A 25,086-nucleotide genomic window follows, 5' to 3' on the forward strand; every position below is an offset into this window, starting at 1 on the left:
TAGCGTCTTCTTTTAACCGGAGGTGCCTCCATGCGCAGGCCAGGTTTGTACAGCCGATCTCCCCGAACCCCATCGCAGTCCGCGGCCGGCTCGGCCCCGGAAAACACTGAGGGCGACGCTGGGGCCACGGCTGCCGCCAACGCCCGGACTGGGGCCCTTGGTGGCGTCAAGTCGGCAGGCACGGGGTCTGGCAGAAAAGGCTTCGCCGTCCTGCTCGCTCTCTGCGTTGCAATGGCCGCCGGCGGCGGTTACTACTGGCCGCACCAGGGCAATCGCGCCCTCACCCAAAAAGACATCGACGCAGCAGTGCTGCGCTCGTTGCAAACCGCCGTTCTGCCGTCCCCTGCCGCCAAGGCAGCCGACATCATCCGACCCTCCGTGGTGCGAGTCGTGAGCTACGGTCCGGAAAAGAAAACGCCCGAGGCCACCACTGAAAAGCGCGGCCGAAACATGGCGAAGGGCAAAGCGCCCGAAGCCGATGCGGAGGGCGACAACGAACGCGGCGTCGGTACCGGTGTGGTGATCGTCGACAAGGGCGTGATCCTGACCAACCTGCACGTGGTGGCAGGCGCCACCAGGATCAAGGTCACCTTTTTCGACGGGCTCGAGTCGATCGCCACCGTCACTGGCGTGCAGCCCGAAAACGACCTGGCCGTGCTGCAGGCGCAAAAGATTCCGGACGATCTCGCCGCGGCAACGATGCGCTCCACGGCCGACCTGCAACCAGGCGACCAGGTGGCTGCGGTGGGCTTCCCGTTCGGCATCGGCCCTTCGGTGTCGGCCGGCGTGGTGTCGGGTTTGAAGCGATCTTTTCGCTCGCCTGAAGGCAAGCAGGAACTCGGTAACCTGATCCAGTTCGACGCAGCGGCCAATCCCGGCAACTCGGGGGGTCCGCTCGTCAATATGCAGGGAGAGGTGCTGGGCATCGTCACCGCCATCCTGAACCCGACGCAGGCCCGCACCTTCATCGGCATCGCCTTCGCGATCCCGATAGAAAACGCGGCGGCGGCGGCGGGCATGCCGCCGTTCTGACCCCCTTCGAACGTCCTTCGGAAACCAGCGAAATCCCATGAGCACTGAAAACCCGTCGTTCTCTCCCTCACCCGCCACCGCCGAGCTGATGGAGCAGATCCTCTACCAGGTGAAGCGCGTAGTCGTCGGTCAAGACCGCTTTCTGGAACGCGTCATGGTTGCGATCCTGGCCGGCGGCCATCTGCTCGTCGAGGGTGTGCCGGGCCTGGCCAAGACGCTCACCATCAAGACGCTGGCCGAAACCGTGCAGGGCCAGTTCAAGCGCATCCAGTTCACGCCCGACCTGGTGCCGGCCGACCTGGTCGGCACGCGCATCTACAACCAGAAGACCGGCGACTTCAGCACCTCGCTCGGCCCGGTCTTCGCCAACCTGTTGCTGGCCGATGAAATCAACCGCGCCCCCGCCAAGGTGCAGAGCGCGCTCCTCGAAGTGATGCAGGAACGGCAGGTGACCATCGCCGGCGAGACGCACAAGGTGCCGCGCCCGTTTCTGGTCATGGCCACGCAGAACCCGATCGAAACCGAAGGCACCTATCCGCTGCCGGAAGCGCAGGTCGACCGATTCATGATGAAGGTGCTGGTCGATTACCCCACCGATGAGGAAGAGTTCGTCATCGTGCAGCGCGTGATCGGCCCACCGGTCGAAGTGACCGCGGTTGCCACAACCGATCAATTGGCGCAATTGCAGGCCGAAGCGCGGCGCGTGTATGTCGACCCGTCGCTGATTCAATATGCAGTGAAGCTCGTATCGGCCACGCGCACACCCGAAAAGCACGGCCTGAAAGACATGCGCCGGTTCATCACCTTCGGCGCCAGCCCGCGCGCCAGCATCAACCTGACCGAAGGCGCGCGCGCGCTGGCGCTGCTGCGTGGCCGCACCTATGCGCTGCCCGAAGACATGACCGCGCTGGTGCCGGACGTGCTGCGGCATCGGGTCACGCTGTCCTACGAAGGCCTGTCGGAAGGGCTCACGCCCGACAGCCTCATCGACAAGATCATGAGAGCCGTGCCCGCCCCTGCAAAACCGCTAGAGCATGAAAAGCTGGTGGCGTAGAACGCCCCCCTCGCCTGCAACGTCGCCCATCCAGGAGCGACCGCCGGAGCTTGCCGCCAACGATGCGTCGCCCGCGATGGGCGTGGATCGCGTGTTGCGACGACTTGAGTGGACGGTCATCCGCCGGCTCGATGGTCTGCTCCAAGGTGACTACCGCACGCTGATGCGCGGCACCGGGCTCGACCTCGCCGACCTGCGCGAATACCAGTTGCACGACGATGTGCGGCACATCGACTGGAACGTGACCGCGCGGCTGCAATCGCCGCACGTTCGCGTCTTCACCGAAGACCGCGAAATGTCGGCCTGGTTCGTGCTCGACCTGAGCCGGTCAGTCGACTTCGGTTCGGGTCTGAAGGCAAAGCGCGAGATCTCGACCGGCTTCGTCGGCGTGCTCGCGCGGCTGCTCACGCGGCACGGCAACCGCGTCGGCGCACTGGTCTATGGCAACGACCTCGAAGCGGTGATTCCGCCACGCAGTGGCCGCCGCCACGTGCTGCATCTGCTGCATGCGATGGAGCGCCGGGCCGAGGCGCTGCCGCTGCAAAAGGGCATGACACGGCTGTCCGACATGCTGAAGTCGGCCGCCAACCTGATGCCGCGCCGCTCGACCGTTTTCGTGGTGTCGGACTTCCTGAGCGAGCCCGGGTGGGAGAAGCCGCTGGGCCAGCTGGTGCAGCGCCATGAAGTGATCGCCGTGCGCTTGTACGACCCGCTCGAACTCGAACTGCCCGACTTGGGACTGGTGCCGTTGCGCGATGCCGAAACCGGCGAACAGCTGTGGGTCGACACACACGACAAGGGTTTCCGCAAACGCTTCGCGCGCATCGCGGCCGAACGCGAAGCGACTTTGCGCGCATCTTTGGCCAAGGCCGGCGTCGACGCGCTCGAACTCTCGACCGATGACGACCTGGTCGAAGCCATCGTGCGCTTCGCCGACCTGCGCAAGCGCAAGGTGCGCTCGGGTGCGGGCAGCATCAAGGCCTTCGCATGACCCCCATGAACTTTCTGTGGCCTCAATTCCTGTGGTTGCTTCTGGCGCTGCCGTTGCTGATCGTCTTGTACTTGTGGCTGATGCGCCGCAAGAAAAAGCTGGCGATGCGCTATGCAAGCCTGTCGATCGTGCGCGAGGCGATGGGCGTCGGGCAGAGCTTCCGGCGTCATATTCCGCCACTTCTGTTTCTGCTCGCCATCGCTGCGATGCTCATCGCCGCATCGCGTCCCACTGCCGTGGTGCTGCTGCCATCCAACAACCAAACCATCATTTTGGCGATGGACGTGTCCGGCAGCATGCGCGCCGCCGACGTGCTGCCGAGTCGCATCGTGGCCGCGCAGGAAGCTGCCAAGGGCTTTTTGAAAGACCTGCCGCGCAGCGTCAAGGTCGGCATCGTCGCCTTTGCCGGCAGCGCGCAAGTGGCGCAGCTGCCGACCACCAACCGCGAAGATCTCTACACCGCCATCGATGCGTTCCAACTGCAGCGCGGCACCGCCACCGGCAACGGCATCATGATGTCGCTCGCCACGCTGTTCCCCGATGCCGGCATCGACATCGACAAGGTCAACGCGCCGAGCCGCCAGCGCGGCGTGCCGATCGAACAGGCTGGCAAGGCAGCGCCCAAGGAGTTCGTGCCGGTCGCGCCCGGCTCGTACACCTCCGCTGCCATCATCATGCTGACCGACGGCCAGCGCACCACCGGTGTCGACCCGCTCGATGCCGCCAAGATCGCAGCCGACCGCGGGGTGCGCGTCTACACGGTCGGCGTCGGTACGGTCGACGGCGAAACGATTGGCTTCGAAGGCTGGTCGATGCGCGTGCGACTCGACGAAGAAACGCTCAAGGCTGTCGCCCAAAAGACCAACGCCGACTATTTTTACGCAGGCACGGCGGGCGACCTGAAGAAGGTCTACGACACGCTCAGCTCGCGCCTCACCGTGGAGAAAAAGGAAACCGAGATCTCAGCCCTCTTCGCGCTGGCCGCTGCGCTGCTGGCCGTGGTTTCTGCGGGCCTTTCGATCTTCTGGTTCAACCGTATCCTCTAGCTTTCAAGAAGCAATGGAGACATGCGGATGTTCGATTTAACAGGCAAGGTCGCGCTCGTCACGGGCGGCAATGGCGGCATCGGGCTCGGTATGGCCAAGGGCCTTGCGCAAGCCGGTGCACGCGTCGTGATCGCGGCGCGCAATGCCGAGAAATCAGCCGCTGCCGTCGAGGCGTTGATCGCGCTGGGCAGCGACAGCTTCGCGCTCGCCGCCGACGTCACCGATGAAGCTTCGGTGCAGTCGCTTTTCGATCAGCTTGCCCAGCGTTGCGGCAGGCTCGACATCCTCGTCAACAACGCCGGCATGACAGTGCGCAAGTCGGTCGACCAGCTCACGCTCGCCGAGTGGAACCAGGTGATGGACACCAACCTCACCAGCGCGTTCTTGTGCAGCCGTGCGGCGCATCCGCTCATGAAGGCAGCGGGCGGCGGCAAGATCATCAACATCGGTTCGATGATGTCGATCTTTGGCGCGCCGTATGCACCGGCGTACGGGGCGAGCAAAGGAGGCATCGTGCAGCTGACCAAGGCGACCGCCATGTCGTGGGCTGCAGATGGCATTCAGGTGAACGCCATCCTGCCGGGCTGGATTCAGACCGCTTTGACCGATGGCGCGCGTGCGCAGGTCGCAGGCTTGAGCGAGCGTGTGGTCGCACGTGCGCCGGCGGCGCGTTGGGGGCAGCCGGAAGACCTCGCGGGGACTGCGGTGTTCCTCGCGAGCGCGGCGTCGGACTTCGTGACAGGCACGGCGATTCCGGTCGACGGTGGGTACTCGATCGCGAGCTGACCCTGCAGGCGGCTATCGCGCAGCACGCGTCAGCATGCGCCCGGCACGCGCGAGCACTTCGGGCTTGCCTTGATTGCCGTCATTGCGAAAAGCCAGCACCCCATTCACGAACACCCGTTCGATCCCCACGCTGATGCTTTTCGGCTTGTCGTAGGTCGCGGTGTCGGCAATGGTCGCCGGATCGAAAACGACCACGTCGGCCATGGCACCGACACGCAGTTGGCCGCGGTCGGCGATGCGCATGTTGCGCGCCGTCATGCCGGTCATCTTGTGCACCGCCTGCTCCAGCGTGATGAGCTTGCGCTCGCGCCAGTAGCGCGCAAAAACGCGCGGGAACGCACCCCACAAACGCGGGTGCGGATGACGGTCGTGCGGCAAGCCGTCGCTGCCGATCATGGTCCGCGGATGCGCGATCACGCGCTCGACATCGGCCTCCTGCATCTGGAAGTAGCACGCGCCGCCGGGCTGCAGGCGGCGGCACGCTTCTTTCTGATCGACGCCCCACTCTTTCGCCACATCTGCGAGCAGGCGACCGGTCACTTCAGGGTGCGTGTCCGACCACGTCAACAGCACGTCGATGACGCCGTCGACCAGGTCTTCGCGCAGCACGGTCGAGCCGGCCACGTAGGGGTAGACGTCGAGGGCGATGTCTTGGCGGCCAGCCAGCGCATCGATCAGCGGCAGTGTCTCCAGCGTGCGGCCCCAGTTGGCCGGGCCGGCACACTTGTGATGCGAGATGACGAGCGGCACGCCGGCTTCGAAAGCCGTGTCGCCGGCCTCGTGCATCGCCTCGACGATCGCCTGCATTTCGCTGCGCAAATGCGTGGCGTAGACGCCGCCATGCCGCGCCACGACGCGGGCCAGCGACGTGACTTCTTCGGCCGGCGCCGCGAAGGCTTCTTCGTAGAACAGACCGGACGACAAGCCATGCGCTCCCGCTTGCATGCAGGCATCGAGCAGCGCACCCATGTGCGCCAGTTCATTGGGGGTCGCGGCCTTGTCGAGCGACTGCATGGCTGCGAAACGCAAGGTGGTGTGGCCGACCAGCGCGGCGACATTGAGAGCGGGTTGAGCGGCATCGACGGCGGCGCGGTAATCGTCCATGGTCGCGTGCAGGAACGAATCGGCGCCCAGCAACGTGAGCGGCGGTTTTGCTTGCGCGGTTCGATACGGCGCCAGCGAAATGCCGCAGTTGCCGGTGACCACCGTCGTGATGCCTTGCGACACTTTGGGCAGGCACGCAGGGTCGCGCAACACAATGGCGTCGTCGTGCGTGTGCACGTCGATAAAGCCCGGCGCGATCACCTTGCCGCGGCAGTCGATCACATCGACCTCGGCAACGTAGATGCCAGCCGGCAAGCGATGCCGAAGCCCTTCGCCCATGGCCACGATGCGGTCGCCCTGCAACAGCACATCTCCCGGCCAGCCCGGGCCGCCGGTGCCGTCGACGACCAAGCCATCCTGAAGAAGGGTGAGGCCCGTCGCAGCTGATTCAGCCATGCTTCAACCCCCCGCCGTCCCAGCTTTGCAGCGGATGCGTGGCCGCGTCGATGCCGTGCCGTTGAAAGGCTTCGCGTGCGCGCTGCAGCCGTTGCACCGCCGGCTCGCCTCGGCGCTGCGCGACGAGTACCGTGAGTATCTCGATGACCGTCAGATGCGCCAGGTACGCATCGATGCCGACATGCATCACCGCGTCGTCGGGCACCGACATACCGAGCAAAAAGTCGGCGCGCTCGGCCAGCGCCGTGCCGGGTCGCGTCAGCGCCACCACCTTGGCGCCCTGGCCGCGTGCGATGTCGACTGCATCGAGCAGCGACGGCATGCCGCCGACATGCGAAATCGCGATGACCACGCCGCCCGGCCGCTGCGCAGCACCTGCGACCTGTTGCAAGTGATAGTCGGCCCATGCATTGGCGGAAATGCCGAGGCGAAACAGCCGCGCCTGCAGGTCGTTGACCATGAACCACGAGGTCGCGCCCGCACCGTACAAATCAACGTGCGGCGCCGCCGCGATGGCGGCGACCGCACCTTCGAGCACCACCATGTCGAGCTGGCTGCGCACCCCTGAAACCGAGGCCGCCGCGCTGCGAGAAATCTTCGCAACCACGTCGTCGGCCGCGTCTTCGATGTTGACGCGGCGATGCAGTGGCGAGCCGCCCAGCGCCAGCTCTTGTGCCAGCGCCAGCTTGAATTCGCGCAGCCCGGCAAAGCCGAGATCGCGGCAGGTGCGCATGATGGTCGGCACCGAACTGCGCGAGCGCTCGGCCAGCAGCTCGAAGCTTTCACCGAGCACGCGGTCGGGGTCTTCCAGGATCATGTCGAGGATCGCGCGTCGCGTTGTCGGCGCGCTCACGCGGATCTCGGCGATACGTCGCAGCAGGGACAAAGTCATTGCGCTTGCCATGCTCAAAAGTTGATCGACACCGCATCGCTCACGCGGTAGTCGTCCTCCACGATCGGCATCCAGTGCCATTTGTCGAACGTCGTGCATGGATGAGAGATACCGAAGCCGATGCGCTCGCCGACGACCGGCGCCAGTGCATCGTCGGCTGCGGTCCAGCGCAGGTAGCCGTGCTGGTCGTTCAACGCGCTGATGTGCCAGCTGGCCGGTACCGTCGATGTGGCCTGCGCGCCAAGCAACGCACGCGCGATGGGTGTCGGCATCGACAGGTCGAACGACACATCGCGCTTGCCCATCGCGACGATGGCGAGGCGTGGTTCGGGGCACGACTGCACAGTGGTCCACACCTCCATCGCCGGGCGAAGGCTGTCGCCGCAGTCGCAACCGAGACGGGCATCGATCGACACCTGAAAGCGCTGGTAGGTGCCGTGGTCGTGCGTGACGTAGCAGCCCGAGCGCAGCAGGCCGCGCACCGGCATGCCGAGCGCCGGCTTGAGTCGTGCGGCAACGAGGTCGTAGATGGCGGAGCCGCCGGCCGACACCAGCACTTCGTCGGTCTCGAAGAGTCCGTGCGTTTCGCAGTGGCGTGCGACCGCTTCGACGCGGCCCATGATCGTGTCGGTGTACGCGGTGTCTGGGCCCGTCTCGCCGGTGGCGCCCTGCCCTTCGTAGCATTCGATGCCGACCAGTTTCACGGCCGGGCTTGCCTTGCAACGCTCGGCCAGCGTGGTGGCCTGCTCGTGCGTGCGGCATCCGGTGCGGCCACCGTCGACACCGATCTCGATCATCAGCTCGAAGGGCAGATGCTCCTGATGTGCGTGCGACCAAGCTTCGATGAGATCGAGTTGCGCCACCGAGTCGAGCAGGAACACGATCCGCAGCCCTTCGTGGGTGCGCAACAGCTGTTGAATGCCGCCGAGGTCTTCGTCGCTCACCACCTGGTTCGCGATGAGCGTGCGCCGCGCGCCCGCCGCGACGCCGACGGCCAGTTGCGTGACGGTTGCAAAGGTCATGCCCCAGGCACCGGCATCGAGCTGGCGCTGAAACAACTGCGGCGACATCGTCGTCTTGCCATGCGGCGCCAGATCGACGCCCCACTCGCGCACACGGGCCTGCATCCAGGCAAGGTTGTGCTCCAGCGCTTCGCGTTTCAGGACAGCCAGCGGCAGCGGCAGATCGCCGGCGAGCACGTTCCATTGCGCAGCGCCGATGTCGCTGCGCAGCAGCGGTGGCTGCGTGCGCGGGTAGCCCTTGAAGCCGCTGTGTAGCAACGGGTCGAGCAGGTCGTTGTTCGATGAATTCATGTCGTCAGTCTCGAATCGATTGCGCCCAGCAGATCCTTGCGGATGCAGGCAGAAAAATGACCGGGCGCCAGCTCTTCCAGCGGCGGTACGGTTTGCGCACACGCTTCGATAGCCTGTGGGCAACGGGTGCGAAACACGCAGCCCGAAGGCGGCGCGATCGGACTCGGAATATCGCCCTTCAACGCCACATGCTCGCTCGGCTGCAGCGGATCGGGCTTCGGGCTCGCAGCCAGCAGCGCTTGGGTGTACGGATGAAATGGTCGCTCGAACAGTTCGGTGGTCGTCGCCACTTCCATCACCTTGCCGAGGTAGAGCACCACCACGCGGTCGCACAGGTACTCGACCACATCGAGGTCGTGCGAAATGAAGAGCATGGTGAGCGACAGGCGCTCACGCAGGTCGGCCAGCAGGTTAATGACCTGCGCCTGGATCGACACGTCCAGCGCCGACAACGGCTCGTCGGCGACGATGAACTCAGGCTCGACCGCTAGCGCACGCGCCACGCCGATGCGCTGCCGCTGGCCGCCCGAAAATTCGTGCGGAAACCGGCTGGCATGTTCAGCGCGGAGGCCCACCGTTTCAAGCAGCTCGGCGATGCGCTTGTCGCGCGCAGCGGCACCTTTGTGCAGCCCATGCGTGGCAAGCGCTTCGCCGAGGATTGCGCTGATACGCATCTTCGGATTCAGGCTCGCATACGGATCCTGAAAAATGATCTGCAGCTTGCTTCGCAGGCGGCGCATGTCACCTCCCGACAGCTTGCCGACGTCCTGGCCGCGGTACAGCACCTCGCCATCGGTACGCTCCACCAGTCGCAACAAGGTGCGACCGATGGTGCTTTTTCCCGAGCCGGATTCACCGACGAGACCCAGTGTTTCGCCTTGCTTGATGGCGAACGAAACATCGTCGACGGCGCGCACCGGACGCGCGCCGGTGCCGAAGTATTTCTTGAGGTTGCGCACCTCGATGAGAGGCTCTTCCATGATCGCGCTCATGCCGCCCCCAGCTCGGAAACTTCGGTTGCAGCCCCAGTCAAATCGACGTGCTCCAGCACACGGATGCAACGCGCCTCGCGGTCAGCCTGCGTGCTGATCAATGGCGGCATCGAGGCGCGGCAAGCGTCGATCGCCAGGTCGCAACGCGGCTCGAAAGCGCAACCCGGCGGCGGTGCCAACGGGCTCGACACCTGCCCGCGAATCGCGAACAAGCGCTTGGGTCGCGGCTGTCCGGCGCGCGCTGCCTTGCCCGGCAAGCAGGCCAGCAATCCTTGCGTGTACGGATGCTCCGGCGCAGCGAACATCGGCCGCACCGGCGCATGCTCGACCACCCGGCCGGCATACATCACGACCACATCGTCCGCATGGTGCGCGACCACGCCGAGGTTGTGCGTGATGAACAGAATGCTCATGCCGGTTTCCGCCTGCAGCCGTCGCATCAGCGCGAGGATCTGAGCCTGGATGGTCACGTCGAGTGCGGTGGTCGGCTCATCGGCGATCAGCAATGTCGGGTCGCACGCCATCGCCAGCGCGATCATCACGCGCTGCCGCATGCCGCCCGACAGTTGATGCGGGTACTCGTACAGCCGCTGCGATGCAGCCGGAATCTCGACCAGTTCGAGCATGCGCAATGCGTGGGCCAGCGCCGCTTTGCGGTCGAGGCCCTTGTGCAACCGAACGCTTTCTGCGATCTGCTCGCCGATGGTGAACACCGGGTTGAGGCTGGTCATCGGCTCCTGAAAAATCATCGACAGCTCGTTGCCGCGGAGGCGTCGCATATCGGTCTCTGGGAGCTTCAGCAAGTCGACGGTACGGCCGTCGCGTGTCGCAAATGCTGTTTCTCCGGCGACCTGTGCGTTGGCGGTCTTGGGGAGCAGGCGCATGAGGGTGAGGCTGGTGACCGACTTGCCTGAACCCGACTCGCCAACCAATGCAGTGGTCTTGCCGGGTTGGATCGAGAAGCGGACGTCGGCCACCGAGCGAACCAGGCCGTCTTCAGTGGGAAAGCTGGTGCTGAGGTTCTTGACTGTGAGGCGGGGAGCGGTGGTCATGTCAGGTGCTCCAGTTATGGTTTCGGAAGCATTCGTCGATTCGCGCCGAGGGAGTACGCCGTCGGTGCGATCCCGTTTCCCCCTGAACAATGTTGTTTGCAGACGGCTTTCCATTCATGCCGCCTTCTTCAGCTTTGGATCCAACAGATCACGCACACCATCACCAAGCAGCTGCAAAGACAGCGCAGTGAAGATGATCGCCAGCCCCGGAAACAGCACGACCCAGAACGCGCGGTCGGCATATTGCTGGCTCCCCGCGACCATCGTTCCCCAGGTCGGGATGTCGGGGGGTACGCCGACGCCGAGGAACGACAGGCCGGCTTCCGCGAGGATGGCGTACGCGAAGATGAACGACACCTGCACGAGGATCGGCGACATCAGGTTGGGCAGGATGTGGCGCCACAGGATGCGCGAGGTTCGCACGCCGAGTGCACGCACGGCTTCGACGAACAACAACTCGCGAACCACCAACGTCGATGCACGCACGACCCGCGCGACGCGTGGCGTGTAGACCAGCACCAGCGCCAGCACCACGTTGCTTAACGAAGCGCCCAAGATGGCGACCAGCGCGATGGCGAGCAGGATGTCGGGGAACGACATCATGGCGTCGACGACTCGCATGATCGGTGCATCGAGCCGACGGAAAAAGCCGGCGACGAGCCCCAGCGCGGTGCCGAAGACAACCGAGCCAAAAGCCGTCAGTGCCGCGATGGTGAGCGAGTAACGCGCACCATGAACGATGCGCGCGTACATGTCGCGACCCAGTTCGTCGGTGCCCATCAGGTGCTCCGCGCTCGGTGGCTTCAGGCGGTCCAGCACGGCGGTGTCGTTGGGGTCGAACGACGCGAACCATGGCGCGCCGATCGCCATGACGGCGATCACCAGCAGAACCAGTGCGGAGATCATCACCGTGCGGCGATGCATCAGCTGGCGGAGTGTTCTCGGGAGCTGCATGACTGTGCGTTCCGTGTGTCGGCTTGCGCGCTCAGAGTTTGACGCGCGGATCGACTGCGACGTACAACAGATCGATCGAGAAATTGATGAGCACGTAGATCGCAGCGATCACCAGCAGCGCGCCCTGGATCACCGGGTAGTCGCGCCGCAGCACCGCATTGACGACCAGGCTGCCCACGCCCGGCAGGCCGAACACGGTCTCGGTCACGACGGCGCCGCCGATCATCAAGGCAGCGGTCAGGCCGAGTACGGTGACGATCGGCACCAAGGCATTGCGCAGCGCGTGCTTCAACACGACAGTGCTTTCCGACAGGCCTTTGGAGCGCGCCGTTCGCACGTAGTCTTCACCCAGCACATCGAGCATCGATGCCCGCGTGAAGCGGATGATGAGCGCCGAGTTGAGCAGGCCCAGCACGGCCGCGGGGAGGATCAGTGAATGCAGCCGTTCGAGCAGCGGCGCACCGGGCGCGCCATAGCCCGACACCGGAAACCAGCCGAACGACACCGCGAAGATCTGGATCAGCACGATGCCGAGCCAGAAGCTCGGAATGCTCGCGCCCAGCATCGCGATGCCGGTGAAGAACTGGTCGATCCAGCGCCCGCGAAACACCGCCGAGACGATGCCGCACGGCAAGCCGATCAGCGCCGCGATGGCGACTGCCATCAACGACAACAGCGTGGTCGGTTCGGCCCGCTCCCACAGTGCCTGCGTCACCGGCCGCTGCAGGAAAATCGACTGGCCGAGGTTGCCTTGCAGCACCTCGCGCAGCCAGTAGCCGAACTGCACGGGCAGCGGCTTGTCCAGGCCGTATTCCTTTTGCACGCGGGCGATGTCGGCGGCGGTGGCCTGGTCGCCGAGCAGCACCGACACCGGGTCGCCGGAGGCGGCGCGCGTCAGGATGAACACCAGCACCGCCACGATGGCGAGCACGATCAACATGCCCGCGAGGCGTGAAGCGAGGTAGCGGTACATCGCAAGACGCTCACTTGATCTTCGCATTCCAGAAGAACGGCCAGGTCGCGGGCTGGTAGTTGTCGAGCGCCGGGCTCCTGGCCGACAGGCCATTGAACTTGCCGACGTTCACGTACGGCACTTCGTCGTAGACGACCTGCTGGACCTTGCCCCACAGCGCACCGCGCTTGGCAGGATCGCTCTCGACGTTGAAGGCCTGCAGCGCGGCCTTTTTGGCGGGCGTGTCCCACCAGCCGGGCGCGCCGTCACCCAACTGCGGCGGCGACAGCATCGGCTCGGGAAACTGGCCCGAATGCGTCACATAGATGTCCCACAACTTCGGATCGTTGCGGCGCTGCACGAGCGTTGCCCAATCGACGATGTTGAGTTCGACCTTGAAGCCGGCCTTCTTCAACTGCTCGGCCATCAGCAAGGCCATGTTGTAGTGAAAGTCGTACTGGCGGCTGGCCATCAGGCGAATCGGCTCGCCTTTGTAGCCAGCCTTGACCGCTGCTTCTTTGGCTTTCGGGCCATTGCGCTGGTTGTACAGCTCGGTGCCGCTGGTCGAGTAGAAGGGCGAGCCCTTCGGGAAGTGATTGCCCTCTGCAATGAAGAAGCGCGTATCGCCGAAGCCAGCGGCCAGCATCTCGCCCTCGCCCATGCCGGTTTGCACAGCCTGGCGCATCGCCTGGTTGGCCAGTACGCCTTCCTTGGTGTTGAAAACCAGGTACGGGAAGCCGAACGATGGCGTGAGGATGGGTACGGTTTTGCCGCCCGACTTTTCAAGCCGCGTCAGTGCCTCGACCGGCAGCAGATCGGCGAAGTCGTATTGAGCCGCCAGCGCGCCTTCGACCCGCGTGCTCGCGTTGGGTACGGGCACGAAGCGCAGCTCTTCGATGAGCGCCTCGCGCTTGCCGCCATAGCCGTTGGCCGGCTCTTTGCGCGCGCTGTATTTGTCGAAGCGCGTCAGGATGACGAAGCGGTCGGGCTGACGCTCCTTGAACTTGTACGGACCGGTGCCGACGAAGTCTTTCAGCGGCTGCGCGATCGACTCCTTGGCCATGATGGCGGCCATGCCGCTCGGCAATGCGAGCTGCGACACCAGCGGCGCATACGGCGCTTTCAACACGATGTCGACGCCGAGCGCGCCCTTGGCCTTGAGGCTCTCGATCTGCGCGCCCACTGCCTTGCCGCGTGGCGACTGCTCGATCCAGCGCTGCAGGCTGGCGACCACGTCGTCGGCGTTCAGTTCGCGGCCGTTGTGCAGCATCACGCCCTTGCGCAAAGTGATCGAGTAGCTCTTGCCGTCGGCCGAGATTTTGGGCATCGACTCGGCGAGCATCGGCACCACGTTCCACTTGGCGTCGAAGGTGTAGAGCGGCTCGAACACGTGCTGCATGATGGTCGCGACCAGGTCGGCGGTCGATGCCATCGGGTCGAGCGTTTGCGGCTCGGCCACCATCGCCAGCGTGGCGTAGTTGCGCGGCGCTTGCGCCAGTGCTGCGGGCGCTCCCACAGTCACTGCGACGGCCAGCGCCGCCAGCAAGGCGCCCCTGCCGATCGCATGTTTCAGGACAGATTTGGCTAGGTTGGTGGCTCGCATTGAAACTCCTTCGCTTCAGGATTTGTGAAATTTACTTTCGCACTAGCTCGACTTTGAAGCATCAAACGTGCCAAATCACTCGGGAAAACCCTCTATGTTGGACCTTTTACTGAAATAGAATTTCAAAACTAAACCACAGCGGCCCGTCCGCAGGAGTCTTTCATGCCCCTCGAATACCTCGGTGGATCGCCCACCGCCTCCGACCGCCAGGTCCGCCCTTTCTCCCCGGCTGTGCGCGCGGGCGACTTCATCTATGTGTCGGGCCAGGTGCCCGCCGACAGCAACGGCGAGATCGTGGTCGGCGGCATCGAAGCGCAAACGCGGCAGGTCATGGAAAACCTGAAGTCGGTGCTCGCGCTGGCCGGCGCGACGCTCGACGACGTCTGCAAAAGCACGGTTTGGCTGCAGGACGCGCGCGATTTCGGTGCCTTCAACCGTATCTACATGGGCTACTTCAGTGCGGAAGGCCGGCCGGCCCGTTCGACCACGGAAGCACGGCTCATGGTCGACGCGAAGGTCGAGATCGACGTGGTGGCTTACAAGCCGAAGTAAAAGCCAGTGAGAAAGCGAAATAGCGGCATCGAGCCGCTGCCGTCACGCAGACTGGCTGCGTCAGTCGGCCAGACGGCCAGCCACGAGGCGCAACACGCGGTCGCAGCGCGTTGCCAGCGTCTCGTCGTGGGTGACCATGACAAAGGCCGTGCCGTGCAGCCGCGCCAGTTCGAGCATGAGCGCGAAGACGCCGTCGGCGGTCGCGCGATCGAGGTTGCCGGTCGGTTCGTCGGCCAGCACGCAGGCCGGCTGCGTGACCAGCGCGCGCGCGATCGCCACGCGCTGACGCTCGCCGCCCGACAACTCGGCCGGGCGATGCTGCAGCCGCTCGGCGAGTCCGACACTGGTGAGCATCGCGGTCGCGGCGCGCGCGGCTTCGGCCGGATCGGCGCGCCGGATCTTGAGCGGCATCGCAACGTTGTCGAGCGCGCTGAATTCCGGCAGCAGGTGATGGAACTGGTAGACGAAGCCGAGGTGCAGATTGCGCATGCGACCCTGCTCCGCCGCATCGACCGTGGCGATGTTCTTGCCAAGCAGTTCGACGCTGCCCGCCGTCGGCGCGTCGAGGCCGCCCATCAGGTGCAGCAGGGTGCTCTTGCCCGAGCCCGACGCACCGACGATGGCCAACGTTTCGCCGGCGCGCACGTCGAGGTCGACGCCGTGCAGCACTGTCAGGTCGAGCCGGCCTTCGTGGAAACGCTTGGTAAGGCCGCGTGCCTTGAGGACCACCTTCGACGATGCAACTTCACTCATAGCGCAGCGCCTCGGCGGGGTTCACGCGGCTGGCGCGCCAGCTCGGATACAGCGTCGCTGCGAAGGAGAGCACCAGCGAAATGATGGCGATCGGCATGATGTCGCTCTGCTGCGGATCGCTCGGCATCTTGCTGATCAGGTAGATGTCTTGCGGCAGAAAGCTGGTGTGCAGTGCGTGCTCGATGGCCGGCACGATCACGTCGATGTTGTAAGCCACGCCCAGCCCCAGCACGAGGCCGAGCACGGTCCCGATGACGCCGACCATCGCACCCTGCACCACGAAAATTGCCATGATGCTTTTCGGGCTGGCGCCCAGTGTTCGCAAGATGGCGATGTCGGCGCGCTTGTCGGTCACTGTCATCACCAGAGTCGACACCAGGTTGAAGGCCGCGACCGCGACGATCAGCGTCAGGATGATGAACATCATGCGTTTCTCGACCTGCACCGCAGCAAACCACGTCTTGTTCTGGCGCGTCCAGTCCTTGATCAAAAACGAACCCGGCAACGTGGCGGCAAGCTCATCGGCCACCTCGCGCGCCTGGTGCAGGTCTTTCAGCTTGATGCGCAGGCCGCTCGGGCCGTCGAGGCGAAACACGCGCTGCGCGTCTTCTTCATGGATCATCGCCAGCGCCGAGTCGTATTCGTAATGACCCGAATCGAATGTGCCGACCACTGTGAACTGTTTCAGCCTGGGCACGACGCCGGCCGGCGTGACCTGGCCGCCCGGTGCGATCAGCGTGACCTGGTCGCCATCGCGCACGTAGAGCGAGCGCGCGAGTTCGATGCCGAGCACCACGCCGAACTGGCCAGGCACCAGCTTGTCGAGCGCGCCTTTTTGCGCGGTCATCGAGATGTCGGTAACTTGCGGCTCGAGCTTGGGATCGATGCCACGAATCAGCGTGCCTTTCATGTCCTCACCGCGCGCGATGAGCGCTTGCGAGGCGATGAACGGTGCCACGCCGATCACTTCCGGGTTCTTGCGCGCAGCAGCGGCGATGGCGTCGATGTCTGCCAGCGCTTGCCCGTCGCGCGAAGTGATCTCGATGTGCGAGATCACGCCAAGCATGCGGTCGGTCACTTCTTTCTGGAAGCCGTTCATTACGCTGAGCACGATGATCAGGGCGGCCACGCCGAGCGCGATGCCGAGCATCGACACGCCGGAAATGAAGGAGATGAAGCCGTTGCGCCGCGTCGCCCGGCCTGCGCGCGTATAGCGCCAGCCAAGTTGCAGTTCATAGGGGATGGGCATAGGCCGGCGATTGTGGCATCCCGGACAATAGGCCCATGGTTGCCACCGCCTCTCCAGCTTCTTCCGCCGCGCCCCGCCATTGGCTCATTCCCTATGCCGGACGCAACTCGCCCGCCTGCATCGCCGCGCTCACCGGCTTGCGCCTGCCTAACCTCGAAGCTTTGCTAGCCCGCGCGACGCTCGCCGACGACGACACACAGGCAGACACCACCCGCTCGCCGCCGCACGAACGCGCGCTGGCACAAGCGCTCGGCCTGGCGTCTGAAGATGGCTGCATCCCTTGGGCCGCCCTTGAAGCACGCCGCAGCAAGGTCGCAGAGGCGGACGACGCCGAAGCCTGGGGCTGGGCCACGCTCTGTCACTGGCAGGTCGGCATCGACGACGTGGTGCTGGGCGATCCGGCCGCCATCGAGATCGACGCGGCCGAATCCGACGCGTTGCTGAAAGCAGCGCAACCGTTCTTCGAAGAAGACGGCATTGCATTGCGCGGGTCGGCCGTGCCGGGCCGCTGGCTCGCGCGCGGCGCAGTGTTCCAAGGCATCGCGACGGCATCGATCGACCGCGCCATCGGCTGGCCGATCTCGCAGTGGTCGCCGCTGTCGGACCATGCAAGGTCGCTGCGCCGCCTGCAAAACGAAATGCAGATGCTGCTCTACACCCAGCGCGTGAACGACGATCGTGCAGCCCGCGGCGTACCGCCGATCAATTCGTTCTGGCTCAGTGGTACCGGGGCCTTGCCGCCAAACCTGCTGCCGTTCGATGTCGATGCGCCGGACGTGATCGGCACCTTGCGGCCCGCCGCGCTGCGTGACGACGGCGCCGCCTGGGCCGACGCCTGGCGCGCGCTCGATGCCGGCCCGATCGCCGAAGCGCTGGCCGCTGCAACCCGCGGCGACGATGTGACGCTGACGCTGTGCGGCGATCTTGCAGCCAAGCGCTTCACGACGCACAAACGCACCTTCGGGCGTTGGCTCAAGGGCCTGTTCGAGCGGCCTTCCGCGACCACCTTGCTGGCGACGCTGTGAAGATCGTCGCCCGGGTCATCCCGCCTCGCAGCGCCTGGGTGCTCGAACAAGCCGGCGTGCATCCGCTGCTCGCGCGCTTGTATGCGGCCCGCGGCGTGCTCGGCAAGGACGAACTCGACGACGGTCTCGCGCGCCTGCTGCCGCCCGACACCTTGCGTGGCACGCGCGAAGCAGCCGTGTTGCTGGCCGATGCCATCGCCGCCGATCAACGCCTGTGCATCGTCGCCGACTACGACTGCGATGGCGCGACCGCCTGCGCAGTCGCCGTGCGCGGTCTGCGCCTGCTCGGCGCGAAGAACGTGAGCTATCTCGTACCGGACCGCGTGATCGACGGCTATGGCCTGACGCCGCCCATCGCCGAGCGCGTGGCCGACCGTGGCGCCGATTTGCTCATTACCGTCGACAACGGCATCGCCAGTGTCGACGGCGTTGCGGCAGCGCAGGCGCGCGGCCTCAAGGTGCTCGTTACCGACCATCACCTGCCCGGCCCGCAGCTGCCATCGGCCGAAGTGCTGGTCAACCCGAACCAGCCCGGCTGCGACTTCGAAAGCAAGAGCATCGCCGGCGTCGGCGTCATGTTCTATGTGCTGCTGGCCTTGCGTTCCGAGCTGCGCACGCGCGGCGTCTTCACGCTGGCGAATCAGCCGAAACTCGACGTGTTACTGCCCCTGGTCGCGCTCGGCACCGTGGCCGACGTGGTCAGGCTCGATGCCAACAACCGCCGCCTGGTGGCACAGGGGTTGCGCCGCATCCGTGCCGGCTCGATGCAGGCCGGAATCGCGGCGCTGTTCAAGGCGTCCGGTCGCAACGCACCCACGGCCACCACCTTCGACTTCGGCTTTGCGCTCGGCCCGCGCATCAATGCAGCCGGGCGGCTCGCCGACATGACGCTCGGCATAGAGTGCTTGCTGACCGACGACGCCGCACGCGCCGACGAGCTGGCACGCACGCTCGACGGCATCAACCGCGAGCGGCGCGACATCGAGGGCGGCATGCGCGACCAGGCACTGCTGCTGGCCGAGTCGCTGTTCGATGCGAGTGGCGACAGCAGCGAGGCGCCGCCGCCGGCCATCAGCGTGTTCGATGCGGCGTTTCATGAAGGCGTGGTCGGCATCGTCGCGTCGCGTCTGAAGGACCGATTTCATCGGCCGACCTTCGTCTTCGCAGCGAGCGCAGCGCCGGGCAAGGAAGCGGAACTCAAAGGCTCGGGCCGCTCCATCCCTGGCTTCCATCTGCGCGACGCATTGGACCTTGTTGCCAAGCGGCATCCAGGCGTGCTGCTGCGCTTCGGCGGCCATGCCATGGCAGCGGGTTGCACGGTGGCCAGCGAGCACTTCGAGACTTTCTCCAAAGCCATCGCACAGGTCGCGCAAGAGTGGCTCGCCGCGTCGTCACTGGTGCGCCAGATCGACACCGACGGTCCATTGGCGCGCGAGTATTTGCGAGTCGATCTGGTCGATACGTTGCACCGCGAGGTGTGGGGCCAGGGCTTTGCGCCGCCGACTTTCAGCGAGGAGGTCGAGGTGCTGTCGCAGCGGCTCGTCGGCGAAAAGCACCTGGCGCTGAAGCTGCGCCATCAAGGGCAGCCCATCGACGGGATCTGGTTCGGTCATACCGATCCGTTGCCCGCGAAGGTGATGCTGGCGTTTCGGCTCGATGCCGACGAATGGCAGGGCGTGCGGCGGGTGCGCTTTCTGGTCGAAGGGGCCGAGGGCTAGCTTGCGCCGTCGCCTTTCTTCGCCAGCAAGCTGACCAGCTCAGGCACCAGAGCCTGCGGATCGCCCTCACGCAGCGCGCGCTCAAAGGTCTCGTGCACACCGTCCGCGATGGCGCGCGCAGCGCCGATGTCGCCCGCCATCGTCGTGTAGTAGCCCATGTCCTTGGCCGCGTTCGACATGAAGAAGCGCAGCCCCGACGGATCGCGCGACAGGATGTACGGCTTCATGCGCTCGAGGGCCAGACCGCCACCACCGCCCTTTGCCAGCACATCGACCAGCACCTCGGGCGCCACGCCCGACCGTTCGGCACACGCAGCCGCTTCGGCCAGCAGGCCGACAAAGCCGAGCGAGACGTAGTTGTGCAGCAACTTCATGCGATGGCCGGCGCCGACCGGGCCGGCGTGCGTGATGTTCTCCGCGAAGCAGGCAAGCAGCGGCTTGCATTCTTCGAACGAGGCAACATCGCCACCGACCAACAAATTGAGACGACCTTCGGCAGCTTCTTTGGGCGTGCGGGTCATCGGTGAGTCGATGAAGCGGCCGCCGGCTTCGGCCACCAGCTTTGCCAATCGCTCGGTTGAAGCAGGAAGCGCGGTGGAGCAATCGATGATCACCGCGTCTTTGCGCAAGCCCTGCAGTACCCCATCGTCGCCCATCAAGACGGCCTCGACCTGCGGCGATCCGGTGACGCACAGAATGACGATATCGACCGCCGCTGCGAGTTCGCGCGGCTTACCGTATGTGGTCACGCCCGCCGCCCTCAGCGCATCGAGCGGCTGGTTGCCAGCGTGCTCCAGGACGGCCAGCGGATAACCATGCTTCACGATGTTGCTCGCGATGCCGTGGCCCATCATGCCGATGCCGATCATTCCGATCTTCTTCATTTTTTGTCTCCAGAAATTGGGTTGGAGCGGCCCATGTTCAGGGCCGCTTGAACTCGTGATTTAACCCGACATAGAAGCCGCGCGCATGCTCGGTCCCGGTGCGCGAGGTCGTGACGTCGAGGCTGGTGAACGGCGTGAAGTTGAAACGCGCGCCGATGCGTGTGGTCCACGCGTCGAAAGCGCGGTTGCGCTCCGCGAGCAACGACACCGCCTCGTTCAATGCCCACTCGGTGCCAAGGCCTCGGCGGAAAGTACGTTCACCGGTGACGGTCGCCCAGTCGGCACCGATGTTGGCGTGGATCTGCCAATTGGGGGTCGCAACCAGCGTGAAAGGAAATACCAGCTGCCGTCCCGGCTTGCCGTGGTGGGTGCGGTCGAAAGTAGCGTTGGCCGACACGGCACCGCTGAAGCGAGCATCCGCCTCCTGGCCGAACCATGTCCACTTGACCTGTGGCCCCGCGTAGTAAGTGCCGGGTTTCGACGTGCGATCGAGATTCACGCCCAACTCGATCGGCCCGACACGGCAGGTGGGTCCGACATGCAACGCGTTGACCGGAACCGCCCCGGAACGCCCGCCCCATGTCTCGACGAGGCACTGACCGGGGTCGAGCGTGCCCGCATCGTCGACGTCCAGATGGCCGCCAGCCAACGCGCTGCCCGCGTGCAACAGGCCCAGCAGACACAGCAAAGCAGCACCGGCCAGCGCCATGCTTCGCTTCATGCTGCTCGTTGTTCCCATCGCGGGCCTCCCGGATCGACCGCGTCTTGGCGCGCAGTCGAGGCGTCATCGTGGACGCGTTCGGCAAATTCTAGGATGCCAAAACGGCAAGTCGATGACGCTGCGCACCCGCGGCGCCGTAGGCGTCAGGCTCGGATCCTTGGCTCCGCTTCTTAGCTCAAATCTCGAAGTGCGGCTGCAACTCGCGAATGCGCTTCATGGCAACGCCCGCTGCCGCTGTGCGCGTCTCGACGCCGAGCTTCACGTACACGCGCTCCAGATGCTTCTTGGCAGTGGCCGGGCTGCTGCCGAGGATCTCGCCGATGTCCTTGTTGGTCTTGCCCTTGACCACCCAATAAAGCACTTCGGCCTCGCGCGCCGTGAGCTTCAGGCTCAGGCTCATGGCCTCGATGACGGCGACGTCGGACACCTCGCGCAGGATGATCATCCATTCGGCACCGTCGTCGTCATGGCCGGTTTGCTGGTGCAGCCGCAACGTGAGGCTGCGCGCCGCGGGGCCGATCGCCAGGACAGGCGGCTCGATGCGGTCGACCGTCCCCGGCAGGTGCAGGCGCAACCAGTCGAGCACCACGGCCGGCGTCTCGGGCGCGCTGGTGCCGCAATAGCGCAGCAACAGTTCGCGCGCCAAAGCGGTCTGCCAGATGAGCCGGCCTTCGGGCAGACGCACTGTGATGCTCGCGTAGCCAAACGCATCGAGCGCGTTGCGCGCCTGGCCAGCCTGTTGCGCCGCCTGCCGCGCACGGCGTGCGCCCTGCAGATGCACGTTCATGCGCGCCAGTACTTCCTTCGGCTTGATCGGCTTGGTGACGTAGTCGACACCGCCCGCTTCGAGCGCAGCGACCAGGTGCTCCGTCTCGGTGAGGCCGGTCATGAAGACGATAGGAATGTGCGCGGTGGCCGGGTCGGCCTTGAGCCGGCGCGCGACCTCGAAGCCGTCGATGCCGGGCATCATGGCGTCGAGCAGCACGATGTCGGGCCGGGCCTGCGCAGCGCGCTGCAACGCGGCTTCGCCATTGGTCGCGACCAGCACGGTGTAGCCGGATTCGTCGAGTGCATCGTGCAGCACGGCCAGGTTGTCAGGCACGTCATCGACGATCAGCACCAGATCGGCGTTGCGGGCGAGCGGGCGTTCTGTCGCGGCTGGCACGGCTGGCACGGCTGGCACAGGAAACGTCCCCGTGTCGGATGTCGGATCGGCGCTCACTTGCAATCCATCGCTTCGAACTGGAACTGGCGCGCCAGGGCGCGTTGCGCGCTGGTCCAGGCAGCGCACTCGGGCTGCTCGGCATCGATGTCGTCGAGCTGATTCATGATGCCGCGAAAGTAACCCAACCCGACGGCTTCTTCCAAAGCGCGCAAACGTTCGGGTGCGGGGCGGACCATGGTCAGCGCTTCGAAGGCACCGGTTGCAGACGGCTTTGACGGTGTGGGTGTGGCGGTCCATTCCAAAACGAGCCGCCGCTCCAGCCAATCGAGCAACTCGCTGTGGCGCACCGGCTTCACGAAGAAGTCTTCGGGCGTGATGCCGACGTCGTTGTCGAGCCGCTTGTCGAACGCATTGGCGGACACGATGGCAATGACGGTGTGCGACAGGCCCAGCTTGCGAGCACGGCGAATCGTTTCCCAGCCATCGATACCCGGCATCGCCAGGTCGACGAACATCGCATCCGGCCGATAGCCAGCGGCCAGCAGGTCGAGCGCATCGTGGCCGCTCGCAGCCGCGCGCAACTCGAAGCCGAGCGGCGTCAGCACCTGCACGAGCAATTCGCGATCGGCCTCTTCGTTGTCGACCACTAGCAACCGGCGACGCTCGCCTTCGTAGCCACGGCGCACACGCGGCACGGGTGCCAGCAACTGCGCACGGCGCGGACGAGCCAGCGCCTCGTGCACGCGCGGCAGGAACAGTCGAACGCGGAAGATCGAGCCGACGCCCGGTGTGCTCTGCACCTGCATCTCGCCTCCCATCAGGTCGGTCAGCATCTTGGCGATGGTGAGGCCGAGGCCAGCGCCCGGCGCCGAACTGCTGCCGACGTTGCCGCCACCGCCGCCTGCTGATATAGCCGGGTTGCCACCCGAGGCCCCCCGCGAAAACGGCTCGAAAATGCGCTCGATGTCTTCGGCTGCCATGCCCGGGCCGGTGTCTTCGATCTCGATGGTCGCGAACTCGCGTGCATGCGCCAGCCGCAAAGTGACCTGCCCGGCGGCGGTGAACTTGATCGCGTTGCCGAGCAGGTTGATGAGGATCTGCCGCACCCGTTTTTCGTCGGCACGCACCACCTCGGGCAAGCCATCGGCGGGCTCGAAGACGAAGGCCAGGCCCTTCTCTTCGGCCTGCAGTTCGAACATGTCGGCCAGCTCGCGCAGCGTGTCCGCAAAGCGCATCGGCCGCGCATGCAGCGTGAGCTTGCCGGCCTCGATGTGGGCGATGTCGAGCGTGCCTTCGATCAGCGACAGCAAATGCTCGCCGCCACGCTTGATGACGGCCACCGCCTGCTGTCGGTGCGGTGGCACCGATGCGTCTTCGCCCATCAGCTGCGCATAGCCCAGGATGCTGTTGAGCGGCGTGCGCAACTCGTGGCTGATGGCGCTGATGTAGCGGCTCTTGGCCTGGTTGGCCTGGTCGGCTGCGCGCTTGGCCTGCTCCGCGATTTCGCGTGCCTCGTCGGCAGCCTGCTTGGCCGCTTGCAGGGCACGGTCGGTTTCATGGTGCAACGCGATTTCGCGCACCAGCAAGTGCGTCTGCCGGTTCGATTCTTCTTGCGCCACCTTGCGACTCTGTTGCGCCAGCACCAGCCACCAGGCGACGATGCCGGCCAGCACCAGCAGTGCCATGTAGACCTTCGAAAAGCCCGATCGCAATGCCGCCTGCGCGCCCACCGTTTCGTTGGGCGTCATGGCCTGGAGCGTGCCTTCGGCCAGCGCCCGCAGCTCCTGCGTGTAGAGCACGCCGAAGACGATCGCCAGCAGCGGCACGATGATCAGCATCAACAGCAGGAAGTGGCCGAGCCCGGTGTCGAGATAGCGCCAGCTGCGTTGGGGCAGCAGCCAGCGCAAGACGGCCGACCATTGCGCCGACAGGCCTGCCTGCGGCTTGCACAGGTCGCCGCAACGCGCATCGAGCGTGCAGCACAGGGAACAGATCGCGCCTTGGTACGCCGGGCAATGCGCCATGTCCGGCCCTTCGTACTCGCGCTCGCAAATCACGCAGCGCTGCACGGCCAGCCGCTGGCGAGTTCCGACTTCGGCGGCGACCCGCGCCCATCGCACCGACCGGGCGCCGGGGGCAGGCGCGAACAGCGCGGCACCGTTCCCGTTGGAAGTCCGTGCGATGTAGTACTTGCCGCCGGTTGCCCATGCGATGAACGGCGAGGTCACCAGCGCCGTGCCGAGCGCGATCAACGCTGAAAACGCCTGCGCCATCGGCCCGAAAAAGCCGAGGTAAGCCGTGATCGAGAGCACCGAGGCCAGCGCCATCGCACCGACGCCGACCGGGTTGATGTCCCACAGATGCGCGCGCTTGAACTCGATGCCCGGCGGCGACAGCCCGAGCGGCTTGTTAATGACCAGATCGGCGACCACCGCCATCATCCAGGCGATGGCGATGTTGGCGTAGAGCCCGAGCACATCGCCCAAAGCCTCGAACACGTTCATCTCCATCAGCATGAAAGCGATGAGCGCGTTGAACACCACCCACACCACGCGGCCCGGATGGCTGTGCGTGACCCGCGAGAAGAAGTTGCTCCAGGCCAGCGAGCCCGCATAGGCGTTGGTGACGTTGATCTTGATCTGCGAGATCACCACGAAGAGCGCCGTCGCAGCAACCGCCCAGCCGTAGTTCGGGAACACGTACTCGTAGGCCGCGAGGTACATCTGGTTCGGATCGACGGCGCGTTCGACCGGCACCATGTGCGTGATCGCCAGATAGGCCAGAAGCGCGCCACCGAGCATCTTGATCACGCCGAGAACTGTCTCTTATACACATCTCCGAGCCCACGAGAC

The 25,086-nt window shown here is 65.3% G+C and carries 21 protein-coding genes and 1 pseudogene; 8 read left to right on the forward strand and 14 right to left on the reverse strand.

Translation table 11 applies throughout. The features are described from left to right. Positions 1 to 30: 30 nt before the first annotated feature. Genes QN413_RS16535 through QN413_RS16555 form a run of 5 tightly spaced genes read left to right on the forward strand, consistent with a single transcriptional unit; the run spans position 31 to position 4,909 of the window. Positions 31 to 1,032, forward strand: a complete 1,002-nt coding sequence (locus QN413_RS16535) for a S1C family serine protease (RefSeq protein ID WP_323497673.1) — start codon at positions 31 to 33, stop codon at positions 1,030 to 1,032. Positions 1,033 to 1,069: 37 nt separating this feature from the next. Further along, positions 1,070 to 2,086: a MoxR family ATPase gene (locus QN413_RS16540; RefSeq protein WP_323497674.1), complete on the forward strand. Its 1,017-nt coding sequence runs from the start codon at positions 1,070 to 1,072 to the stop codon at positions 2,084 to 2,086. Next, positions 2,067 to 3,077: a DUF58 domain-containing protein gene (locus tag QN413_RS16545; protein WP_416352195.1), complete on the forward strand. Its 1,011-nt coding sequence runs from the start codon at positions 2,067 to 2,069 to the stop codon at positions 3,075 to 3,077. Before QN413_RS16540 ends, QN413_RS16545 begins: the two co-directional genes overlap by 20 nt. A gap of 5 nt (positions 3,078 to 3,082) precedes the next feature. Further along, positions 3,083 to 4,123 carry a VWA domain-containing protein gene (locus tag QN413_RS16550; protein WP_323497675.1) on the forward strand — a complete coding sequence of 347 codons (1,041 nt, stop codon included), beginning with the start codon at positions 3,083 to 3,085 and terminating at the stop codon, positions 4,121 to 4,123. Positions 4,124 to 4,150: 27 nt separating this feature from the next. Then, positions 4,151 to 4,909, forward strand: a complete 759-nt coding sequence (locus QN413_RS16555) for an SDR family NAD(P)-dependent oxidoreductase (protein WP_323497676.1) — start codon at positions 4,151 to 4,153, stop codon at positions 4,907 to 4,909. A gap of 12 nt (positions 4,910 to 4,921) precedes the next feature. Here the strand turns inward: QN413_RS16555 and QN413_RS16560 are convergent, their stop codons facing one another. The 8 genes from QN413_RS16560 to QN413_RS16595 all read right to left on the reverse strand — a co-directional run bounded on the left by QN413_RS16560 (position 4,922) and on the right by QN413_RS16595 (position 14,167). Next, positions 4,922 to 6,409, reverse strand: a complete 1,488-nt coding sequence (locus QN413_RS16560; protein WP_323497677.1) for a D-aminoacylase — start codon at positions 6,407 to 6,409, stop codon at positions 4,922 to 4,924. After that, entirely contained in the window at positions 6,402 to 7,301 is a 900-nt protein-coding gene (locus tag QN413_RS16565) for a MurR/RpiR family transcriptional regulator (RefSeq protein WP_323497678.1), read from the reverse strand. The genes QN413_RS16560 and QN413_RS16565 overlap by 8 nt, the downstream gene beginning before the upstream one ends. Before the next feature lie 14 nt (positions 7,302 to 7,315). After that, a complete protein-coding gene (locus QN413_RS16570) occupies positions 7,316 to 8,614 on the reverse strand; it encodes an amino acid deaminase (RefSeq protein WP_323497679.1) in 1,299 nt (432 codons plus the stop codon). Continuing rightward, positions 8,611 to 9,594, reverse strand: coding sequence for an ABC transporter ATP-binding protein (locus tag QN413_RS16575; protein WP_323497680.1), 984 nt, complete (start codon positions 9,592 to 9,594; stop codon positions 8,611 to 8,613). Before QN413_RS16575 ends, QN413_RS16570 begins: the two co-directional genes overlap by 4 nt. Before the next feature lie 8 nt (positions 9,595 to 9,602). Next, the gene (locus tag QN413_RS16580) at positions 9,603 to 10,658 is read right to left on the reverse strand and encodes an ABC transporter ATP-binding protein (RefSeq protein WP_323497681.1); all 1,056 of its coding nucleotides are present in this window, start codon (positions 10,656 to 10,658) and stop codon (positions 9,603 to 9,605) included. A 114-nt stretch (positions 10,659 to 10,772) separates the two neighbouring features. Then, positions 10,773 to 11,612 (reverse strand): ABC transporter permease, encoded by an 840-nt coding sequence (locus QN413_RS16585; RefSeq protein ID WP_323497682.1) that lies wholly within the window; start codon positions 11,610 to 11,612, stop codon positions 10,773 to 10,775. A 31-nt stretch (positions 11,613 to 11,643) separates the two neighbouring features. Then, positions 11,644 to 12,585, reverse strand: a complete 942-nt coding sequence (locus QN413_RS16590; protein WP_187052867.1) for an ABC transporter permease — start codon at positions 12,583 to 12,585, stop codon at positions 11,644 to 11,646. A 10-nt stretch (positions 12,586 to 12,595) separates the two neighbouring features. Continuing rightward, on the reverse strand, positions 12,596 to 14,167 hold the full coding sequence (locus QN413_RS16595) for an ABC transporter substrate-binding protein (protein WP_323497683.1): 1,572 nt from the start codon (positions 14,165 to 14,167) through the stop codon (positions 12,596 to 12,598). Between the two features lie 162 nt (positions 14,168 to 14,329). Between QN413_RS16595 and QN413_RS16600 the strand changes: the two genes are divergently transcribed. Continuing rightward, positions 14,330 to 14,719, forward strand: a complete 390-nt coding sequence (locus QN413_RS16600) for a RidA family protein (protein WP_187052869.1) — start codon at positions 14,330 to 14,332, stop codon at positions 14,717 to 14,719. A 60-nt stretch (positions 14,720 to 14,779) separates the two neighbouring features. Here QN413_RS16600 and lolD read toward each other — a convergent pair whose 3' ends face one another. Next, a complete protein-coding gene (gene lolD, locus QN413_RS16605; RefSeq protein WP_323497684.1) occupies positions 14,780 to 15,472 on the reverse strand; it encodes a lipoprotein-releasing ABC transporter ATP-binding protein LolD in 693 nt (230 codons plus the stop codon). Further along, entirely contained in the window at positions 15,465 to 16,721 is a 1,257-nt protein-coding gene (locus QN413_RS16610) for a lipoprotein-releasing ABC transporter permease subunit (protein ID WP_323497685.1), read from the reverse strand. The genes lolD and QN413_RS16610 overlap by 8 nt, the downstream gene beginning before the upstream one ends. Before the next feature lie 35 nt (positions 16,722 to 16,756). Between QN413_RS16610 and QN413_RS16615 the strand changes: the two genes are divergently transcribed. Further along, entirely contained in the window at positions 16,757 to 17,746 is a 990-nt protein-coding gene (locus QN413_RS16615) for a hypothetical protein (RefSeq protein WP_323497686.1), read from the forward strand. After that, positions 17,743 to 19,464 carry a single-stranded-DNA-specific exonuclease RecJ gene (gene recJ / locus QN413_RS16620; RefSeq protein ID WP_323497687.1) on the forward strand — a complete coding sequence of 574 codons (1,722 nt, stop codon included), beginning with the start codon at positions 17,743 to 17,745 and terminating at the stop codon, positions 19,462 to 19,464. Before QN413_RS16615 ends, recJ begins: the two co-directional genes overlap by 4 nt. Here recJ and QN413_RS16625 read toward each other — a convergent pair. From QN413_RS16625 to QN413_RS16640, 4 genes and pseudogenes are all read right to left on the reverse strand, one after another. Beyond that, positions 19,461 to 20,348, reverse strand: a complete 888-nt coding sequence (locus QN413_RS16625) for an NAD(P)-dependent oxidoreductase (protein WP_323497688.1) — start codon at positions 20,346 to 20,348, stop codon at positions 19,461 to 19,463. The genes recJ and QN413_RS16625 overlap by 4 nt on opposite strands. Positions 20,349 to 20,385: 37 nt before the next feature. Next, the gene (locus QN413_RS16630) at positions 20,386 to 21,087 is read right to left on the reverse strand and encodes a hypothetical protein (RefSeq protein ID WP_323497689.1); all 702 of its coding nucleotides are present in this window, start codon (positions 21,085 to 21,087) and stop codon (positions 20,386 to 20,388) included. A gap of 157 nt (positions 21,088 to 21,244) precedes the next feature. Beyond that, positions 21,245 to 22,243 carry a response regulator transcription factor gene (locus QN413_RS16635; RefSeq protein WP_323497696.1) on the reverse strand — a complete coding sequence of 333 codons (999 nt, stop codon included), beginning with the start codon at positions 22,241 to 22,243 and terminating at the stop codon, positions 21,245 to 21,247. Between the two features lie 44 nt (positions 22,244 to 22,287). Beyond that, positions 22,288 to 25,053: pseudogene (locus QN413_RS16640) on the reverse strand (ATP-binding protein); the annotation flags it as partial. Positions 25,054 to 25,086: the final 33 nt, after the last annotated feature.

This window comes from Variovorax sp. LG9.2, from assembly GCF_035018885.1.
In the GTDB taxonomy this organism is placed as follows: domain Bacteria; phylum Pseudomonadota; class Gammaproteobacteria; order Burkholderiales; family Burkholderiaceae_C; genus Variovorax.

Excerpts from the sequence above, each read along its gene's own strand:
- QN413_RS16535 (WP_323497673.1), top strand. The coding sequence starts at position 31 with ATGCGCAGGCCAGGTTTGTACAGCCGATCTCCCCGAACCCCATCGCAG.
- QN413_RS16540 (WP_323497674.1), top strand. The coding sequence starts at position 1,070 with ATGAGCACTGAAAACCCGTCGTTCTCTCCCTCACCCGCCACCGCCGAG.
- QN413_RS16545 (WP_416352195.1), top strand. The coding sequence starts at position 2,067 with ATGAAAAGCTGGTGGCGTAGAACGCCCCCCTCGCCTGCAACGTCGCCC.
- QN413_RS16550 (WP_323497675.1), top strand. The coding sequence starts at position 3,083 with ATGAACTTTCTGTGGCCTCAATTCCTGTGGTTGCTTCTGGCGCTGCCG.
- QN413_RS16555 (WP_323497676.1), top strand. The coding sequence starts at position 4,151 with ATGTTCGATTTAACAGGCAAGGTCGCGCTCGTCACGGGCGGCAATGGC.
- QN413_RS16560 (WP_323497677.1), bottom strand. The coding sequence starts at position 6,409 with ATGGCTGAATCAGCTGCGACGGGCCTCACCCTTCTTCAGGATGGCTTG.
- QN413_RS16565 (WP_323497678.1), bottom strand. The coding sequence starts at position 7,301 with ATGACTTTGTCCCTGCTGCGACGTATCGCCGAGATCCGCGTGAGCGCG.
- QN413_RS16570 (WP_323497679.1), bottom strand. The coding sequence starts at position 8,614 with ATGAATTCATCGAACAACGACCTGCTCGACCCGTTGCTACACAGCGGC.
- QN413_RS16575 (WP_323497680.1), bottom strand. The coding sequence starts at position 9,594 with ATGGAAGAGCCTCTCATCGAGGTGCGCAACCTCAAGAAATACTTCGGC.
- QN413_RS16580 (WP_323497681.1), bottom strand. The coding sequence starts at position 10,658 with ATGACCACCGCTCCCCGCCTCACAGTCAAGAACCTCAGCACCAGCTTT.
- QN413_RS16585 (WP_323497682.1), bottom strand. The coding sequence starts at position 11,612 with ATGCAGCTCCCGAGAACACTCCGCCAGCTGATGCATCGCCGCACGGTG.
- QN413_RS16590 (WP_187052867.1), bottom strand. The coding sequence starts at position 12,585 with ATGTACCGCTACCTCGCTTCACGCCTCGCGGGCATGTTGATCGTGCTC.
- QN413_RS16595 (WP_323497683.1), bottom strand. The coding sequence starts at position 14,167 with ATGCGAGCCACCAACCTAGCCAAATCTGTCCTGAAACATGCGATCGGC.
- QN413_RS16600 (WP_187052869.1), top strand. The coding sequence starts at position 14,330 with ATGCCCCTCGAATACCTCGGTGGATCGCCCACCGCCTCCGACCGCCAG.
- lolD (WP_323497684.1), bottom strand. The coding sequence starts at position 15,472 with ATGAGTGAAGTTGCATCGTCGAAGGTGGTCCTCAAGGCACGCGGCCTT.
- QN413_RS16610 (WP_323497685.1), bottom strand. The coding sequence starts at position 16,721 with ATGCCCATCCCCTATGAACTGCAACTTGGCTGGCGCTATACGCGCGCA.
- QN413_RS16615 (WP_323497686.1), top strand. The coding sequence starts at position 16,757 with ATGGTTGCCACCGCCTCTCCAGCTTCTTCCGCCGCGCCCCGCCATTGG.
- QN413_RS16625 (WP_323497688.1), bottom strand. The coding sequence starts at position 20,348 with ATGAAGAAGATCGGAATGATCGGCATCGGCATGATGGGCCACGGCATC.
- QN413_RS16630 (WP_323497689.1), bottom strand. The coding sequence starts at position 21,087 with ATGGGAACAACGAGCAGCATGAAGCGAAGCATGGCGCTGGCCGGTGCT.